General features: G+C 38.3%; 21 protein-coding genes and 1 tRNA gene. All 22 read left to right on the top strand.

The features are described from left to right. The first annotated feature begins 3 nt into the window (after positions 1-3). The 22 genes from P9X27_01625 (at position 4) to P9X27_01520 (ending at position 17,989) form a co-directional block, all read left to right on the top strand. Positions 4-78: transfer RNA gene (locus tag P9X27_01625), tRNA-Gly, on the top strand. Between the two features lie 28 nt (positions 79-106). Then, positions 107-763, top strand: a complete 657-nt coding sequence (locus P9X27_01620; protein ID MDP8253081.1) for a LysM peptidoglycan-binding domain-containing M23 family metallopeptidase — start codon at positions 107-109, stop codon at positions 761-763. Between the two features lie 10 nt (positions 764-773). Continuing rightward, complete coding sequence (locus P9X27_01615; protein MDP8253080.1) at positions 774-2,408, top strand: ATP-binding protein; 1,635 nt, start codon at positions 774-776, stop codon at positions 2,406-2,408. Further along, entirely contained in the window at positions 2,389-3,345 is a 957-nt protein-coding gene (locus P9X27_01610; GenBank protein ID MDP8253079.1) for a hypothetical protein, read from the top strand. The genes P9X27_01615 and P9X27_01610 overlap by 20 nt, the downstream gene beginning before the upstream one ends. A 2-nt stretch (positions 3,346-3,347) precedes the next feature. Then, positions 3,348-3,815, top strand: a complete 468-nt coding sequence (locus P9X27_01605) for an HIT domain-containing protein (GenBank protein ID MDP8253078.1) — start codon at positions 3,348-3,350, stop codon at positions 3,813-3,815. A 1-nt stretch (position 3,816) separates the two neighbouring features. After that, on the top strand, positions 3,817-5,004 hold the full coding sequence (locus P9X27_01600) for a deoxyguanosinetriphosphate triphosphohydrolase (protein ID MDP8253077.1): 1,188 nt from the start codon (positions 3,817-3,819) through the stop codon (positions 5,002-5,004). Between the two features lie 103 nt (positions 5,005-5,107). Next, positions 5,108-6,625, top strand: a complete 1,518-nt coding sequence (locus P9X27_01595; GenBank protein ID MDP8253076.1) for an HD domain-containing phosphohydrolase — start codon at positions 5,108-5,110, stop codon at positions 6,623-6,625. Continuing rightward, positions 6,622-6,897 (top strand): hypothetical protein, encoded by a 276-nt coding sequence (locus P9X27_01590; protein MDP8253075.1) that lies wholly within the window; start codon positions 6,622-6,624, stop codon positions 6,895-6,897. The genes P9X27_01595 and P9X27_01590 overlap by 4 nt, the downstream gene beginning before the upstream one ends. Continuing rightward, positions 6,890-7,612, top strand: coding sequence for a hypothetical protein (locus P9X27_01585; protein MDP8253074.1), 723 nt, complete (start codon positions 6,890-6,892; stop codon positions 7,610-7,612). Before P9X27_01590 ends, P9X27_01585 begins: the two co-directional genes overlap by 8 nt. Before the next feature lie 8 nt (positions 7,613-7,620). Continuing rightward, positions 7,621-8,193 (top strand): SPOR domain-containing protein, encoded by a 573-nt coding sequence (locus P9X27_01580; GenBank protein MDP8253073.1) that lies wholly within the window; start codon positions 7,621-7,623, stop codon positions 8,191-8,193. After that, entirely contained in the window at positions 8,193-8,453 is a 261-nt protein-coding gene (locus tag P9X27_01575; GenBank protein MDP8253072.1) for a hypothetical protein, read from the top strand. The genes P9X27_01580 and P9X27_01575 overlap by 1 nt, the downstream gene beginning before the upstream one ends. 17 nt (positions 8,454-8,470) lie before the next feature. Further along, complete coding sequence (gene aroB, locus P9X27_01570) at positions 8,471-9,568, top strand: 3-dehydroquinate synthase (protein MDP8253071.1); 1,098 nt, start codon at positions 8,471-8,473, stop codon at positions 9,566-9,568. A gap of 27 nt (positions 9,569-9,595) precedes the next feature. After that, positions 9,596-9,862: a translation elongation factor-like protein gene (locus P9X27_01565; GenBank protein ID MDP8253070.1), complete on the top strand. Its 267-nt coding sequence runs from the start codon at positions 9,596-9,598 to the stop codon at positions 9,860-9,862. 24 nt (positions 9,863-9,886) lie between these two features. Next, positions 9,887-10,117 carry an Lrp/AsnC ligand binding domain-containing protein gene (locus P9X27_01560; GenBank protein ID MDP8253069.1) on the top strand — a complete coding sequence of 77 codons (231 nt, stop codon included), beginning with the start codon at positions 9,887-9,889 and terminating at the stop codon, positions 10,115-10,117. A gap of 85 nt (positions 10,118-10,202) precedes the next feature. Then, positions 10,203-10,961, top strand: coding sequence for an LPS export ABC transporter periplasmic protein LptC (gene lptC / locus P9X27_01555; GenBank protein MDP8253068.1), 759 nt, complete (start codon positions 10,203-10,205; stop codon positions 10,959-10,961). A gap of 3 nt (positions 10,962-10,964) precedes the next feature. Further along, complete coding sequence (lptB, locus tag P9X27_01550) at positions 10,965-11,681, top strand: LPS export ABC transporter ATP-binding protein (protein ID MDP8253067.1); 717 nt, start codon at positions 10,965-10,967, stop codon at positions 11,679-11,681. 20 nt (positions 11,682-11,701) lie between these two features. Further along, on the top strand, positions 11,702-12,028 hold the full coding sequence (raiA, locus tag P9X27_01545) for a ribosome-associated translation inhibitor RaiA (protein ID MDP8253066.1): 327 nt from the start codon (positions 11,702-11,704) through the stop codon (positions 12,026-12,028). Beyond that, positions 12,012-13,298 (top strand): trigger factor, encoded by a 1,287-nt coding sequence (tig, locus tag P9X27_01540; GenBank protein MDP8253065.1) that lies wholly within the window; start codon positions 12,012-12,014, stop codon positions 13,296-13,298. Before raiA ends, tig begins: the two co-directional genes overlap by 17 nt. Next, positions 13,298-13,906: an ATP-dependent Clp endopeptidase proteolytic subunit ClpP gene (clpP, locus tag P9X27_01535; protein MDP8253064.1), complete on the top strand. Its 609-nt coding sequence runs from the start codon at positions 13,298-13,300 to the stop codon at positions 13,904-13,906. Before tig ends, clpP begins: the two co-directional genes overlap by 1 nt. A 14-nt stretch (positions 13,907-13,920) precedes the next feature. Then, positions 13,921-15,081, top strand: coding sequence for an alanine--glyoxylate aminotransferase family protein (locus tag P9X27_01530; protein ID MDP8253063.1), 1,161 nt, complete (start codon positions 13,921-13,923; stop codon positions 15,079-15,081). Between the two features lies 1 nt (position 15,082). After that, on the top strand, positions 15,083-16,663 hold the full coding sequence (serA, locus tag P9X27_01525; protein ID MDP8253062.1) for a phosphoglycerate dehydrogenase: 1,581 nt from the start codon (positions 15,083-15,085) through the stop codon (positions 16,661-16,663). Between the two features lie 45 nt (positions 16,664-16,708). Continuing rightward, positions 16,709-17,989, top strand: coding sequence for an adenylosuccinate synthase (locus tag P9X27_01520; GenBank protein MDP8253061.1), 1,281 nt, complete (start codon positions 16,709-16,711; stop codon positions 17,987-17,989). The last annotated feature ends 35 nt before the right edge of the window (positions 17,990-18,024 follow it).

The raw sequence follows: 18,024 nt of genomic DNA, 5'->3' as shown, positions 1-18,024 counted from the left end.
TAAGCGAGTGTAGTTCAGTGGTAGAACGTCAGCTTCCCAAGCTGGATGTCGGGGGTTCGAGTCCCCTCACTCGCTCCAGCAATAGGAGTCTTTTGGGGTTTGTAATATGAAGATGATAATTTTTCTTGCCATGCTGTTATTGTGGGGTTGTAGATCGACCAACAGTAGAAGCAGCATTGAGTACTTACCTGCATCTAAGGTTTATGCGGAGCCTTCATGGAGTAAAGCTAAAGGCCTATATCATAAGGTTAGGAGCGGAGAGACTCTCTATAAGATATGCTCTTCTTACGAAGTAGAGCTGAAAGATCTGATAGCTGCTAATAATTTAGACGACCCTTCCAGGATAAAGGAGGGTCAATTATTGTATATTCCAAGTAGAGCTGTAAAACAGAGTCTGTCCAGCTCTGATTTTATTTGGCCTGTTAAAGGCAAGGTTATATCCTACTTTAAAGATTCAACTTCCAGTGGGATTAATAAGGGTATAGATATAAAACTATCTTCATCTCAGAGAGTAATTGCTGCGGCTTCGGGTGAGGTCTGCTATTCTGGTGAAGATATAAAAGGCTATGATAAGGTTGTAATGATTGATCACGGGGGAGGGCTCTATTCGCTCTATGCTTACAACGATGTTCTTTTAGTTAAAAAAGGTGATTATGTTAAGCAGGGTGATTCCATATCCCGCGTTGATAAAGAGAACGGGGTATTGCACTTTGAGGTAAGGAGAGAGAACAATCCTTTAGATCCATTAAAATTTTTAAAATAATTTTTATTCAATGATAAAAATAGGCCCTGTAGCAAAAGAAGAGTTTTCCTCAAGAGAGAAAGAGGTAGAAAGATTAAAGAAGATAAAGAATGATTATCTTGATGGCTATAGGAGAAATCTTGCTATTCTGGGTCCTTGGAGTATCGGTAAGACATCACTCATTCTTAAATTTATACACGATGATTTAGGAGAAGACCTTTTTCCTATCTACCTCAATCTTGAAGAAGGGTTTTTGAAAGAGAGTTTTTTAGGGTTTTTACTCCATTCTCTGCGTAGGTTCTCCTTAGTAGATAGTAATTTTTTTATAGATAGTGCAGCTGAGAGCGGGAGGGTTATCGATAGGGATTATCCAGCTTTTAGTTCTATTGTAAGAAACATAGAGTTAGGTCTTAAGAATAACAATTATGAGCTTTTAATGAGCTCGATATTGCGCCTTCCGCTCCTGATCAAGAAAGAGTTCAAGAAGAACTCCCTCTTCGTTATAGATGAATTTTTTGGCTTGAGTAAGCTTAAGCTGAATTATTGGATGCAGATATTGAGAGAGCATATCATGCTGGATGAACATGCTTTATTTATATTAATGAGTTCAGATCAGGATAGGTCTAAATCTGTTTTAAATTCAGAGCTCTCTCTGTTGTTTGGCAATTTTGAGATTATGGAGTTAGATAAATTCTCATATCAGGAGTCTAGAGGGTTTATAGAGTCCAGAATGGGAAAAATAAGAGAGATGAATGATGTTGCTATAGATAGACTAATAACTTTAACCGCGGGCGTACCTCTCTATCTTGATATATTAACATCTTGGGTTCAAGAGAATGTAGATAGATTTGACTCTGAAAGTCTCATTCTGGTAATCAGAGAAAATCTGATCAATAACAAAGGTTTTCTTTATAGGTTCTTTGGTGAAAAATTGAAAAATTATCCCGGGGTTGAGAAGTTTCAGGAATTTTTGCCTTTTATTATTGAGATTGCAAGAGGTAATACAAAGAAAAAGAGCCTTAAGAAGCTGGACCTCTCTTATGCAGATTCCGGTTATTCTATGAACGGTTTCCTAGAGAAGAATGGTAGTTTTTTCCGGATAAAGGATCCGCTTTTTAGAATATGGCTTCTCTATGCTTATAGTGCAGATCTCATGGGGCTGGGAATAGGTTTTAAGGCTCGCATGGAGATGCTGGAGAAAGAACTGGACTGCGTTAACTTTGGCTCCAATCTCTTTCATAGCGATAAACCGATGCTAGAGATAGAGGCTGTCGTAAAAGAGCTTATCTTGAAATTTGACAATGAGTTTATAGACTTATCCGGGAAAAGGAAACAGTTGCCTAAAATCTTATCTCTTGAAAAAGAGTCTCAAGGTCAAAACTATGTTCTCTTTTGCGCAAAGAGGGAGGGTGCTGGACACTGGCTCTTCCTTGTAGTTTCCCCAGGATTTAAGGAGCAGGATAGCTATGCCATTATAGAGAGACTTAAAGATAGTCAGGTAAGATTTAATCAGAAGATAGCAATTGTTCCTAATCAGCTAGAGGATAATAATGTAAATTTGATACTAAAGACCAAGGGGTTTTGGATTTGGGATATGGAATTTCTAACTAAGCTCTGTGAGTTCTATTCTGTAACCGGGAAGAATAATGTTGATAGCCTGGCTTAAGTTCGCGCTATACTCTATCGCCATCTTTCTGTCTGGCTATATATCTTGTAAGTATGGGTCTCTAATAGCAAAGAAGAGTCGAATATCCGAAGGTTTTATGGGTGTCTTCTTTCTTGCTTTGGCCACATCTGCTCCAGAGCTGCTTACTTCTGTAATTGCTGTTAAAAGTAAGATTTTTGATTTAGCTTTAGGAAATATATTTGGGTCTCTTCTGAGCAATCTTTTTATTTTAATACTGCTGGATCTTTGCGTGTCTAAGGGCGGGTTTTTAAGGAAAAGTAAAAATTTTAAGGGAATATTTATAATCTTAATATTGCAGGCTTTGATTGCGGTTTCGATCATCCTAAGGAGTTTTGCAGGCTTTGATCTGGATATTTTCAGCTTTGGATTAGAAAATATTTTTATAGTAATTCTATACTTAATTTTTCTTAAAGGTGAGATTAGAGACGGCCAGGCTGATATTGTTTCTTCTAAGCCCAGTAATGACAAAGGTTGTTTGAAAGAATGGGCTGTATTTATAATTGCTTTGATTGCAATGGCGTTTTTTGCTCAGCTTACAGTTATTCAATCTAAGATTATTGTTGAGAGGTCTATGTTGAACTATGTTTTTTTTGGAACACTTTTTTTAGGTGTCATTACATCTTTACCAGAGCTTGTTGTAACAGTTTCAGCTCTCATGAACAGGTCTCATGCTATGGCTATAGGAAATATAATAGGAAGCAATGCTTTAGATATAGCCATCATACCTATCTTGGAGATAGTCTCTTTCAAGGTACCTATTTTTTCAAAGATGTCATCCTCCCATCTCTATACACTTGTAGCTGTAGAGATAGTAACAGTGGTGCTATTTGTCCTGCTTAGGTTCAGAAAGCTGAACAGAGCTTACGAGTTAATGCTGTTGCTTTTATTGGTAGTTCCGTTAATAATAATATTCTAACTATGAAGAATATTTGGGCTCCATGGAGGATGGAATATATTTTAAATCCTGATAAGGATAAAGATTGTATATTTTGCAAAAAATTAAAGAGCAGGGACGATGAAGTTAATTATGTTTTATCAAGAGGTAAGCACTCCTTTGTCTTGCTTAATATATATCCCTACAACAACGGCCATCTGATGATTGCTCCTCGTAGGCATGTTTCAGATCTTAGCGATTTGGATGATTCTGAATTGAGTGAGATTTTTAAGTTGATCAAGGATTTTAAGGAGAGGCTGCAAGAAAGATTAAATCCTGAAGGTTTTAATATCGGGTTGAATATCGGTGCAGCAGCAGGAGCTGGAATAAAAAATCATATCCATTTTCATATTGTGCCTCGCTGGGTTGGAGATACAAGCTTTATGTCAATTCTATCCGATACCAACGTTTTATCTCAATCTTTAAACGATTTATACCAGCTGCTAAAATGAGATGAATAGAAAAGAGTACCAAAACTTAGAGAATAAAATATTAGCATCCTATGCTTTTAAAAGCTCGCTTAGTAGGGGTAGAAAACATAGCGAAGCCGAAGATGATTATAGAACTTGTTTTCAGAGGGATAGAGATAGGGTTATACATTCTACTGCTTTTAGGCGTTTAGAGTATAAAACTCAGGTTTTCTTGATACATGAAGGCGATTACTATAGAACTCGCCTGACTCATAGTCTTGAGGTTGCTCAGATTGCACGTTCTGTTGCCCGGGTTCTATCATTAAATACAGATCTTGTCGAAGCGATCGCCTTAGGTCACGATATTGGCCATACTCCTTTTGGACATTCAGGAGAAGAGACTTTGAATTGCTTAGTTGCTGACGTCGGGGGCTTTGATCATAATCTTCAGGGGTTGAGGATAGTGGATTATTTGGAGTTAAGGTATCCGGATTTTAACGGGTTAAATCTTACTTGGGAGGTCAGAGAGGGGTTTCTAAAACATAGCACGCGCTATGATAACGGGTATAAGAATTTAAACCCTCAGAGCTTTAAAAAATATGACAAGTTAAACCTAAGCGAGTTTTGCAATCAGGAGCAGCCTACACTTGAAGCTCAAGTTGTAAATATTGCGGATGAAATTGCATATGATAGTCACGATTTAGACGATGGGATAACTTCAGGTTTAATTGCTATTTCGGATTTGAAAAAGCTGGAGTTATGGAGAGAGGCGGAGAAGAGAGTTAAGAAGCGTTACTCAAATATATCTACAAGATTTAAAAAGCATCAGGTGATCAGGTCCCTGATAGATATGGATGTTAAGGATTTAATTAAAAATTCATTTAGGAATCTAGAATCAATCCGTTCTGTAGAAGATGTGAGAGGGGCAGCTAAAAGACTTATAGCTTTTAGCATTACTATGCAGAAGAGAAGAAAACCATTAAGAGATTTCCTCTATCAGAACCTATATCACCATTATCGGGTTGTTAGGATGTCTGATAAAGCCAGGAGGATTCTAACAGAGTTATTCAATGTTTATTATAAAAAACCTGCTCAGTTGCCCGACGATATTCAGCGTAGGATAAAAAAAGAAGGGCTTAAGCGCACCATATCCGACTATATAGCCTCTATGACCGATAGTTTTGCTGCAGATGAATATCGCAAGCTGTTTGATCCTCTGGAAATGGTTTGATTTAATCTATACAGCTATTAAATAAATATATCCCATTCTTTAGTGCTCTAAATGCTTTATCCATTGTTGAAAAAGATCGCTTCTTGTTGTAGAATAACTGCATATGAGCGAGATAGTTTTAGAGAAAAATGTTATTGAGGCCCTAGATAAGGGAGGGGACCTGGAAAGACTTAAATTCCATCTGGATAAGTTTTCAGATTCTAATGCAGCATTGATCCTTTTTTCCAGATCGGAGTCGAAGAGTCCGATTCAGGAGCTGCTAAAGAAGCTTAAAAAGATAGTAAAAGGATATGGTCTAAAAACTAAGATTGAAAAAATAGTCGTAGAGAGAATAAAAGACAAGATGCAGCAGGCATCTAGAAGCGGCTGTTTTGAAGAGGTGAAATCTAAGTTTAAGGAGAGTATCTGGGTCTACCCCCTTGTTCATGGGGGAGCTAATTATGGTTATATTTGTCTTATTATAGAGAATGGGAAGCTATCCAAGAAAGTGCTTGATTTTATTGAGGATTATTTGGCCATCTCTCTAGAGAAAGCCTTAAAAGAGCTGGAGCTGATCAAGGTTCATGGTACTCTGCGGCCTCGTGCTATTGCTCTCTCTTCGGTCCACACTGTTCATCGCTTAATATCTTCAACTCTTAATATGGATGAACTTTTACCTCGTCTTGCAAGGTTGTGTCTTCAGGTAACACGGGCTAAAAGCTGTGCTATATATTTGAGATTCGGAAACTATTTGAAGCCTAAGACTGCTGCTTCCGTTGATTCTTCAGAGAAACCTCATAAGATAGATCTTTTTAATTCTAAGATTGGTAAAGCTTTAGAGGCTGGAACCATTGTTCTTAGCAAGAATGCGCTCTGGGTGCCTCTTATTGAAGAAGATCTTATCGGAGCAATTGGATTAAAGTCGAAGCAGAACGGAAGGCCGTTTGACTTAAATGATAAAGAGATTCTATCTGTTTTATCAGAGCAGGCTGTTGTTGCTATTAAAAATGCTAGACTATATGAGACTCAAAATAAGATTTTAATAGAGAGTTTACAGTCTCTATCAAATGTTTTGGAGGCAAAGTCGCCTGAGATCCACACTCACCCAAAGAGTTTCATTGATTTAGTGCTTGCTATTGCTGATGAATATGGAGTTTCCCAAGAAGAGAGGGAGTATATAAAATATGCAACCTTGCTTTTGGATGCCGGAAAGATTGCTGTTCCAGAGAACATACTTAAGAAGGCTGATCTTTTAACGGAGAGAGAGTATAGTTCCGTTCAGGAGCATCCAATTAAAGGTGCTGAGATAATCAAGAAGGTTAAGGCTTTGAAGCCTGCTGTGCCTATAATACTGCATCACCATGAAAGGTTTGATGGAAAGGGCTACCCCAAAGGTCTAAAGGGTAATAAGATTCCACTTGGGGCAAGGATATTAGCTGTTGCTGATTCTTTTGAAGCAATGATCTGCCACAGGCCTTATAAGAAGATTAAGAATTATAGCTCCGCTATGGATGAGATATTGAAACAGAGAGGCAAGCAGTTTGACCCTGGTGTTGTAGATGCTTTTATCGCTTGCGCTAATAAAGGAAAGATTAAAAGAATATCTCAGCGTATGATGGAAGAGGTCAAGAAAAAGAGATGAAGAAATTTTTTAAAACAATCAATAGAGATTCAGTCTTGAAAAAAGTACTAAAATTTTATTACAACAACCCCGGCTCTATTGATACAGCTGAGAGTATTGCTAAATGGATAGGCGAGGAAGAGAGCCTCATTGCTAAGCAGCTGGAATATCTTATGGAAAAGAATATTTTAAACAAAGATAAGAGCTATGCTATGGTAGTCTACTCTTATACGCAAGATAAGCATATTATTGCAGCAGTTAAAGAGTTTATGGAGGGAGAGGGGCGTGATTAAAAGATTTATTCTTATTTTTTTATGTTTAGCCATATCAGGCTGTGCCGGCGGCTATGTCTACGGGAAGAAGACTAAAGGTAGGCTTGAGCCTGTAGAAGAGATTGAGAAGGCGGCTTATGGTCTCACTCCTGTTCAGCAGCAGCAGGAAGAGGATGGTATACGGATATCAGTAGAGTATCTGCCTGAGGAGAACTTGAAAAATATATTTCTTGATAAAAAAATATATGGATCCTACGCGGGAAAGAATCCATATCCGGACGGTATGATAGTTGTGAGAGTAAGAATTGAAAATAAATCCGAATCCAGGATATTTATAAATCCCGATGACTTTGTATTGCTGGATGAGCTTGGCACTCAGTATCTCTATATAAGCCCAGAGAGAATCAGAGAGGTCTATGAAGCTAAGAGCTCAGTGTATAATTTTACGAAATCGACATCATCTTTAGCTTCTGGGGTATATGGAGCCCCTTTGGATATGGCTAAGAGTTTGGCCGGCAGGGGTTTGAAGAAAAGATTTGCCCTGCTTAAATCTATAGAGCTAAGCGGCGGCTATGTCTATCCTGGTGTTACCTATGATGGCTACCTCTGTTTTCTTAAGCCCAACTCAAAAGCCGAAGATGTAAAGTTGATCATGTCTAATATAAAGACTTCTTTTGATGTAAATGATGAGGCCTTAGGAAGGGTCGATTTTAAATTCGATTTTAAGCACGAATAGTTTAGTCTATGGAAAATTATAAAGAGAATCTATTTTCCGATATTGATAAGAATGTTGTCAGGCGGAAAAAAAGAAAAAGGTTAAAGCTGATAACGGAGAGGCATATTCGAATAAACGAAGAGAAGATATGCGCAGCTGTTATAGTTTTTCTTTTTTTGATGGTCGGCAGTTATGTCGGTGGTTATAAAAAAGGTATAACAGTTAGTAGCGCAAAGGAAGAAGCCGATGTTCTTCTTTCCAGTATAACGGTGGAAGATAAAGAGGAGGCAGTCGAAAATGATTCTACTGACTCCAGCCCTGTTGTTTTCGAGCCTAGAGATAATGGGTTGGACAAGAAGAGAGAGTTGTCGGGTCTGATATTTGCTTTACAGGTTGTAACATACAAAAATATGTCCTATGCTGAGGCTGAGAGAGATAAGCTTAAGAAGATGGGCTTTCCTTCTTACATTCGTGAACAGGGTAAGTATAAGATTGTCTTTGTTGGGGATTACAGCGAGCAGGGTAAAGCTCAGAATGTGTTGGTAGAATTAAGGAAAACATATAAAGATGCTTTTATGAAAGGATTAAAAGGAGGTAGGTAATGTCAAGACATCCAAGCTTAAAGATTAAAGATTCGGATTTACAGCATAGAAATGTACTCAAAAGGTTTGAGAGGATAGCTATGTTTTTAAAGAAGTCCGGAGAAGAAGGGTTAGAAGTATTTAAGCTGCCTAAGTACAAAAGAACGAGGTTGAAGGCTCTTAAGAAAGAGCCTAAGAAAGAAGAACTTGAGGGTGCAGGTCAGGCAGCAGAAGGCAAGACTGATAATCCTGCAGATGGTTCTGTTAAAGAAAAGTCTTAAACGGGTCTATATTTTTAATGGAGAGAATAAACCTAGATTTACAGGGTAGGTCTTATGATATTCTGATTTCAGAGGGAGCGCTCTCATCTCTGAAAGATGAAATTGTAAGGTTAAACCTAGAGAAGCACTTAGCAGTTGTGGTATCCAATAGAAATATATACTCTCTTTATAAGGGTTACTTAGAGCCTTATTTAGAGGTATTCAAAGAGAGCCTTTTCTTGGAAGTTGCGGACTCTGAGAAGAGTAAGTCTTGGCAGGTTCTTTTTGACCTTCTAAGATCAACGGTTGAGTTTTCTAAGGCTGAGAGCGTACTCTTTATAGCTTTTGGAGGAGGAGTTGTTGGTGACCTGGTAGGATTTTTAGCGGCTATTTACAAGAGAGGCGTGCCTTTCATCCAGATCCCGACTACTCTTCTTGCTCAAGTCGATTCGAGTATTGGCGGGAAAGTTGCGATAGATTTAAAATGGGGTAAGAATCTGCTGGGAGCTTTCTACCAGCCTAAACTGGTTGTATCCGATTTGAATTTCTTAAAGAGCCTGCCTCTTAAAGAATTCTCCAATGGGTTATCCGAGATTATAAAATATGGAATCTTGGGAGATGTAGAGCTCTTTGAATTATTAGAGTCTAGCAATGAAGACCCATCTTCTTTCTCGCTGGGCTTATGGGGTGAGATAGTTTTAAGATGCAGCAGAATAAAGACGTCGTTTGTCGAAAGAGACGAGTATGACAGTGAGGATATAAGGATAGCCTTAAACTTAGGCCATACAATAGCCCATGCTATAGAGACAGTCTCTGAGTATAAGAGAGTATCTCATGGGGAGGCGGTATCTTTTGGTCTCGTTGTTGAGAGTTTGATTGCTAATAAGCTTGGGGTTTTGAAAGAAAATGATTTAAAGAGAATAATAAATTTAATCTTGAAGTTTAAGACTTTGCCCAAGATGAACAGAAAGATGGAGCAGGAAAAAATTTTGAGTAGCATTCTTTATGATAAAAAAGCTAAATTTGGAACCTTAAGATTTGTATTGCCAAGTTCCATAGGTTTGGTGGCAGTATCTTCTCTAGTAGATAAAGCTTTAATAACCTCTGCTCTTAGTGAAGGTCTTAGCTATCTTTGAAAAAGTATCTTTTAAGGAGGTGAGCTTATGCCTGAAGAATGGATCGAGATAGGTATCATTACAAATTTTTATGCAAAACCTTCTGCTGCTATTATAGAGATTACAGCTAAAAGCTTGAAGTCTGGTGATAGGATTAAAATAAAAGGTCATACAACCGATTTTGAGATGGATGTGAACTCTATGCAGGTTGAACATCAGATTGTCAGTGAGATCTTGCCGGGGCAGATTGTAGGCCTAGGAGTTAAAGAGCGGGTTCGTTTGCATGACAGGGTCTTTAAATTGAGAAGAGATTAGCTTGAACTAAAAAAGGAGAGAGAGATGGCCAGAGCTTATTTGAAAATTAACGTAGAGCCGGGTGAAGAAAAAGAAGTTATCCAAAAAATGAAGTCTTTTGAAAACGTAGTCGATGTAGACCTAACCTCTGGCGAGCAGGATGTTATAGCCCAGATCAAAGCTTCTAATTACGAAGAGCTGATGAGGTTCGTTGTAACAGAGCTGCGTGCAATAAATGGTATTACTAAGACAATTACCAATCTGATATTGGATTAGTTGGTTCTATTGTATTGTTTAATGTTGGATATCTATCTCCAGCTTGACTTGGCCCTGTTGCCATGCTAGGATAGGCGGGTTTAAAATGTTAATAAAAACTGCAGTCTTATTGTTGGTATTTTTTACTAGGAGCTCCTATGCGTTAGAGGAGAGCTTAAATGATTTTACTCTAGCAGGCTATGACAAGCAGAATAACAAAAAATGGGAAGTGGAAGGAGAGAGTGCACAGTTAAGCAAGGATGATGTAGCTCTGGAGTCGATTAAGGCAAGGCTTTATAGCGATAACGGCCCCGTAGATATGCGGGCAGACAAAGGTTTTTTGAATAAAGTGAATAGGCAGGTAGTATTGACAGGCAGTGTTGTTGTAAAAAACTTAGAAGGAGATACACTTTTTACAGATATATTACGATGGGATCAGGATAGAGATGTTATCTGGACAGAAGATAGGTTGAGAATAGTGAAAAACGATAGCGAGATATCAGGTGAAGGCGGTGAGGTTGATACAAAATTAACTAAAGCGGTTATTAAAAAAGATGTTAAATTTAAAACTGTGCCTCAGATTATAATTAAATCTGACGGTCCTTTAGATATAGATTACACCGAAAATATAGCTGTTTTCAGCGATAACGTTCACGTTTTAGATAGGAGAGGAGAGCTATTCTGCGATAAGCTGATCATCTATTTCAATAAAGACGAGAAGGGTATTAGCAGGGCTCATGCCAAAGGCAATGTTAAACTTAGACGCGGCAATTCACTAACCTATTCTTCTGAGGCGATATATGACTTAAAAGAGGGAAAGGTTAATCTTCTTGGGCGCCCTAAGCTTGAGATATATCCTGAGTAAAACATGCTAAAGGTCAAAGGTTTAATAAAAGAGTACAAGAACAGAAGAGTGGTAAATGGTATCTCACTTGATGTAGCCGGCTCTGAGATAGTCGGGCTGCTAGGTCCTAACGGAGCTGGTAAGACCACAACTTTTTATATGATCGTAGGTTTAATTGCTCCTAATAAGGGGAGCGTATACTTTAAAGATGTTGATATAACAAAGCTGCCTATGCATAAAAGAGCAAGCTTAGGGATAGGTTATCTTTCACAGGAGCCGGCTATATTTGGAAACTTAAGTGTTAAGGATAATATAATGGCGGTGCTGGAGACTTTAAGCATCCATCCGCAGGAGAGAAAGCTGAGACTTGAGATGTTGTTAGAAGAGTTAAGGATATCATATTTAGCTAAGAGCAAGGCCTATACTTTATCTGGCGGTGAAAGGAGGCGGCTAGAGATTACAAGAGCCTTGGCTATAAATCCATTGTTCTTGCTCTTAGACGAACCTTTTAGCGGAATAGATCCTATAGCTGTTGCTGAATGTCAGGATATAATTTTAGATCTTAAGAGTAAAGGTATTGGAATATTACTGACCGACCACAATGTAAGAGAGACTTTAGCGATAACGGACAGGGCTTACATAGTCTCTGAAGGCAGTGTTCTCCTTTCAGGTGATGCAGATCATTTGATTAACGATGATAAAGCAAAAAAAGTCTACCTTGGAGAAAGGTTTAAGATGTAAAAAATTAAAGGGGGTATAGTTTGAAAACAACAATAACAGGTAGACATTTTGATATAACTGATGCTTTAAGGTCTTACATTGAGGGCAAGATCGACTATTTAGATAAATATGTTGATGATATAATAAATGTCCACGTGGTATTAGAGATTGAAAAGCATCTCTCTGCTGTCGAGGTCAATATGGATCTCAAGAAGGCCCACTTTAAGGTTAAGGAAAAAAATGAAGACATGTATTTAGCTGTTGATGAATCGTTTGATGTTTTAAAACAGCAGGTCTTAAGGTATGAAGATAGAATAAAAATGCATAGGCATAAGGATAAGGATTTTAAAAATGAAGATAAAGATTAAAAGAATTACTACGGTTGAGAGCGATTTAGAGGTCTACTTGGATCCTAAAGAAGTTGGGGCTTTAAGAAAGAGAGTAGAATCTGACTGGCAAAATAAAGTTGCAATTCCTGGTTATAGAAAAGGTAAGGCTCCGCTAGAGATGGTGCTGGCCAAGCATAGCGTTGAGATTGAAAAAGATATCGAAGAGAGCGTAGTCTCTCTTTTTTATAGAAAGGCTATGGAGGCTTCAGGGGTGAATCCAATATCGGCCCCAGCATTGCTTAGCGTTGAACAGGGAAAGAAGGGTGAGTATAAGTTTACGCTGAAGATAGAAGAGGCTCCAAAAGTTAAGTTGTCGAAATATAAGAATATAAAATTGAATAAAAAAGATACAAGCGTAGAGGACAAAGATATTAATAAGGTTTTAGATGATATTAAGAGAGAGAAGACTCAGTGGCTGGATGTTCAAAGGCCGTCTGCTCTCGAAGATGTTGTCGTAGCAGACGTAGAGATGAAGCCAAAAGATAGTGATTTAGATAAAAAAGAGGCCCTTTCGTTATACCTTAATGAAGAGAATCTCTTTCCTGAGCTTCTGGATAATCTTAAAGGGTTAAGTTCTGGCGAGATCAAAGAGTTTAAGCTCAATGTGCCTGATGATTATAGAGATAAAAAGATTGCTGGAAAGGAGTGCGATTTTAAGATCAATGTAAAAGGGGTTAAGGAGAAAAAAGAACCAGAGCTTAATGATGATTTTGCAAAAGAGTTCGGTAATCATAGTAATATCGATGATTTAAAGAAGGTTATAAGAGAGGAGCTGCAAAACCATCGCACTAGAGAGGCTGAAGTCGACTTAGAGGAAAATCTTATATCTGAGCTTATCGAAAATTCCAAAATGGAGTTGCCGCCTCAGCTTCTAAGCCGTCAGGTGGATGTTTCGGCTGAAGATATAGCAATGAGATTGCTCTATAGAGGGTTTCCTAAGAAAGATATAGAGACCCAGAAAGAGATGATATTGAAAGAAGCTCAGAGGGAGGCTCAGAGAGAGCTGAAGGTCTATTTTATTTTAAAGGAGATTGCTCAGAAAGAAGGCATAGTGATCTCAGATCAAGAGTTAAGGGAGCATTTAGAGGCCCTAGCTAAGCGTCAAAATAGTACTCTGGAGGAATTGGAATCCAATCTTAAAAAAGACGATGGGTTGGAGAATATAAAAGCTAGCTTATTAAGGAAAAAAGTTATAGAATTCTTAAAGCAGCATGCTGAGATAGTTAATATTAAAAATGGAGGTGAATAATGCCTGCTAAGTTTCAGACCCTTGTTCCCATGGTAGTTGAGAAGACTGGAAGAGGTGAGCGTGCATTTGACATTTACTCTCGACTGTTAAAAGATAGGATAATTTTTATAGGTACTCCTATCGATGATAATGTAGCTAATCTTATCATTGCTCAGGTTCTTTTTTTACAGTCTGAGGATGCAGATAAAGATATAAGTGTTTATATTAACTCGCCTGGAGGCTCTGTTACGAGCGGACTGGCAATCTATGATACAATGCAATTTGTAAAGCCCGATATCTCTACTTACTGCGTAGGGCAGGCGGCCAGCATGGGGGCATTATTGCTTATGGCAGGTGCTAAGGGAAAGAGGTTCTCTTTGCCGCATTCCAGGATAATGATTCATCAGCCTTGGGGCGGTGTCCAGGGAGCTGCGGAAGATATTCATATTCAGGCTCAAGAGATACTTCGCTTAAGAGATGAGATAAATAAGTTAATTTCGCTCCATACTTCTCAATCAATAGATAAAGTTAAGAAAGATACTGATAGAGATTATTTTATGAGCGCAGAAGAAGCAAAGGATTACGGCATAATAGATAATGTTATCTATACTAAAAAGAAGAAATCCTAAGAAGAGGTCTTGAGATGATTAGGCCTTACAAAAAAAGTCTTCTAACTCCAGGACCAACTCCTGTTCCCGAGGAAGTTTTGCTTTCGCAGGCGGAGTCTACGATTCATCATAGAACAGATGAATTTCGTTCCATACTTAAAGAGGTTTCGGAGGACTTAAAGACTATATTTCAAACCAAAAATCAGGTTTTAATTGTCTCTTCTTCGGGCACCGGCGTTATGGAGGCTGCAGTAGCCAATCTAATGCAGGACGGCGTTAGGTTTATACCTGTTGTAGGAGGAAAGTTTGGTGAAAGATGGGCCGAGATAACTAAGGCCTATGGCGCAGAGTATGATGTTTTAGATTTAGAATGGGGAGTTACCTTAAACCTAGATGATCTAAGAGAGAAATTAAAAGTAGGCGATAGCCGTAAAGTTATTTTGACTACACTATGTGAAACCTCTACAGGTGTAAACTATGATATTAGGAGCATGGCTAGCTTAGCCAAAGAGTTCAATGCTTTAATTGTAGTTGATGCTATAAGTGGTTTAGGGGCTGATGAGCTGAGAATGGATGATTGGGGTTTAGATATTGTGGTTAGTGGATCCCAGAAAGGTCTGATGCTTCCTCCTGGACTTGCCTTTATAAGTTTATCTAAAGACGCACAATCTTTAATAGAGAGTTCCAGCTCTCCTAAATATTATTTTGACTTAATCAAAGCTGGTAAGTCAGCATCTAAGTTTGATACTCCTTGGACTCCTGCTGTGAATATGATCGTAGCTTTACGGACAGCCCTTAAGATGATACTTGATGAGGGTATTGAGAATGTCTGGAAGAGGCATGCTAATCTTGCTGCTATGACACGTGAGGCAGTTGCGTCTTTAGGGCTTAAAGTCTTTGCTCAGCGTCCCTCCAGTACTCTCACTAGTGTTTTAATTCCAGAGAGCTTAGACTCTGAGGAGATGGTCAAGTTTATCCGTGCAGAGTTCGGCATAAGTATAGCCGGCGGTCAGGCAGAGTTAAAGGGTAAGATAATCAGGGTTGCACACCTGGGTTATATAAATCTTTTTGATGTTCTATCAGGTATTGCAGCTATTGAATTTGGGCTGCATCATTTTGGATACAAGTTTAAGCTTGGTGCAGGAATTTTAAAACTAGAAGAAGAGTTTCTTAAAAGCTGCAAGGATGAGGCCTAAGGTGGTTAAGGTTTTAGTTAGTGATAATATAGCTCAGGATGGTATTGATATTTTAACTGAATCAGGTATTGAAGTTATAAAGAAAACAGGTTTAAGCGAAGATGAACTTATAAGAGAGATTAAAGGTTATGATGGTATTGTAATCCGCAGCGGAACAAAGATTAAATCTTCTATTATAGAGGCTGCAGACAGTCTTAAAGTTATAGGTCGCGCTGGAGTTGGATTGGATAATGTAGACGTTGATGCTGCGACTAAAAAGGGAATCATTGTGATGAATACCCCTTTAGGTAATACCATATCGACTGCAGAGCATACCATGGCTCTTATCTTAGCTTTGGCTCGAAATATTTCTCAAGCCAGCTTATCGATGAGAGAGAATAAATGGGAACGTAAAAAGTTTATGGGTAAAGAGCTGCACGGTAAGATTATAGGTGTTGTGGGTTTAGGGAGAATAGGGAGAGAGGTGGCCAAACGAGCTATTGGGTTTGGAATGAAAGTTCTTACATTTGATCCTTATATCTCTGAAGATATAGCCTCTAAGATTGAGGTTGAGTTAGTTAAGTACGATGAGCTTCTGAAAAGATCGGACTATATTACGTTTCATATTCCTTTATCTGATAATACTTATCATATGCTTTCTGATAAAGAGCTGAAGATGGTAAAAAATACAGCATATATTATCAACTGTTCTCGCGGCGGTATCGTGGATGAAGAGGCTCTATGTAAAGCTCTTTCAGAGAAAAATATTGCAGGTGCTGCTTTGGATGTTTACGAGAATGAACCTCCCGAAAGCAGTCCGCTTTTTGAGTTAGACAACGTCGTTCTCACTCCTCATTTAGGGGCATCTACTGAAGAGGCGCAGCTCAATGTGGCTGTTGAGGTTGCAGAGCAGGTTCGGGATGTATTGATAAACAATGTTGTCAGAAATGCTGTAAACATGCCTTTTATTGAGCCTGAGACGGCTGAGATTTTAAAGCCTTATTTTAATCTTTCTGAAAAATTAGGCTCATTGCTTGGTCAGCTCATAGAGGGTAACGTTAAGAAGATTGAGATAAAATATAGCGGAGATATTTTGGAATATGATATTACTTCTCTTTCTTCGGCAATACTTAAAGGTTTCTTTTCTCCAATGCTTGCTGAATCCGTAAATTATGTGAATGCTCTTATAATTGCAAAAGAGAGGCAGATCAGCATTGAAGAGGTTAAATCTTCAAAAGTTCATAATTTCAGTAATTTAATTCAGGTTATTGTCCAGACCAATAAAGAGATAAAAGAGGTTGCCGGGACGCTGTTTAGTGATAATAATCCCAAAATAGTTAATATTGATGGTTATTACCTTGAGGCGCCTCCAGTAGGAAATATACTTGTTATATATAACGAAGATAAGCCTGGTGTCATAGGTCATATAGGTAATATCTTTGGTAATAATAATGTTAATATATCCGGAATGACGTTTGGTAGAGAGGAGCTTGGCGGTAATGCTTTAATGGTTTTGAATCTTGATATAGCTGTTGATGCTGCTGTTGTAAAAGAGCTGCTCGATTTTAAATATATACGTGCCGTAAAAGGGATTAAACTCTAGGTCCTATTTTACCAGCTTTAAAAATTTTTAAACCACAGGAGAGCTATGAATAAAATATTGATTGGTACGCAATGGGGAGATGAAGGGAAGGGCAAGATAATAGACTGGCTAAGCGAGGATGTTGATCTGATCGTAAGGTATCAAGGGGGAAACAATGCTGGTCATACAGTAGTTGTGGGAGATGATAAATATGTCTTTCATCTTATTCCTTCAGGGATATTGCATCGGGATAAAGTTTGCGTTATAGGCAATGGAGTGGTTATAGACCCCAAAGTTTTAATAGAGGAGATGGAAGGAATAGTCTCTAAAGGTTATAAAGTTGAACCGGAAAATCTCATTATAAGTGATAGGGCGCATGTTGTTTTCCCATATCATAGGGTTTGGGATAAGCTTAAAGAGAATCAGCTTGGTGATTTAAAGATAGGTACTACTGGTAAAGGGATAGGCCCTTCTTATGTTGATAAGTTTGATCGTTTAGGCATCAGAATGATAGATCTTTTAAATGAGGGTACCCTGCGTAAAAAATTAAAGATAAATCTTGAAATTAAAAACAATATTTTGACAAAAGTCTTCAATTATCAAGATTTTGATCTGGATGAAATTTATCAGGATTATCTTGGTTATGCAAAGACATTAGCACCGTTTGTAAGAGACTGTGCTCTCTATATTGATGAGGCTTTTAGGTCTGGTAAGAGCGTGCTCTTTGAGGGTGCTCAGGGAACTTTTTTGGATATTGACTTCGGCACCTACCCTTTTGTTACATCGTCTTCGACTCTTTCAGGCGGGGCTTGTATAGGCAGCGGTGTTGGTCCTACCAAGATAGACAGAGTTGTCGGGGTTGCAAAGGCCTATACTACGCGTGTAGGAGAGGGTCCTTTTCCATCTCAGTTTGAGGATGATTTAATGGAAAAGATCAGGTCTAAAGGCAATGAATTCGGTGCTACTACTGGAAGGCCTAGAAGGTGCGGCTGGTTTGATGCTAGCATGGTCCATTATGCAGTCAAAATAAATGGAATAGATGAGATTGCTTTGACAAAATTAGATGTCTTAGACAGCATGGAAAAGATAAAGATATGTATTGGGTACAGATATAACGGTAAGACGTGTCAATACCCTCTTGCTGATTTTAATTTCTGGCAGGAGGCTATCCCTGTTTACGAAGAGGTTGAAGGTTGGTGCGAGGATACAAGCGCAGCTCGATCTCTATCCGAATTACCTGTCAATACAGTAAAATATATTGGTAGGATATCAGAGCTTATAGAGTCTGAAATATCCATTATATCTGTGGGCTCTAAGAGAGCTCAGACGTTCTATCTTAAAAAATAGGGGTAAAATTATTATTATTTCAAATATTAAGGGGG

The sequence above is a fragment of the Candidatus Kaelpia aquatica genome (genome assembly GCA_030765335.1).
GTDB lineage: Bacteria > Omnitrophota > Gorgyraeia > Kaelpiales > Kaelpiaceae > Kaelpia > Kaelpia aquatica.
Note: the sequence above shows the minus strand (reverse complement) of the source record. Positions and strands in the feature narration are given on the sequence as shown.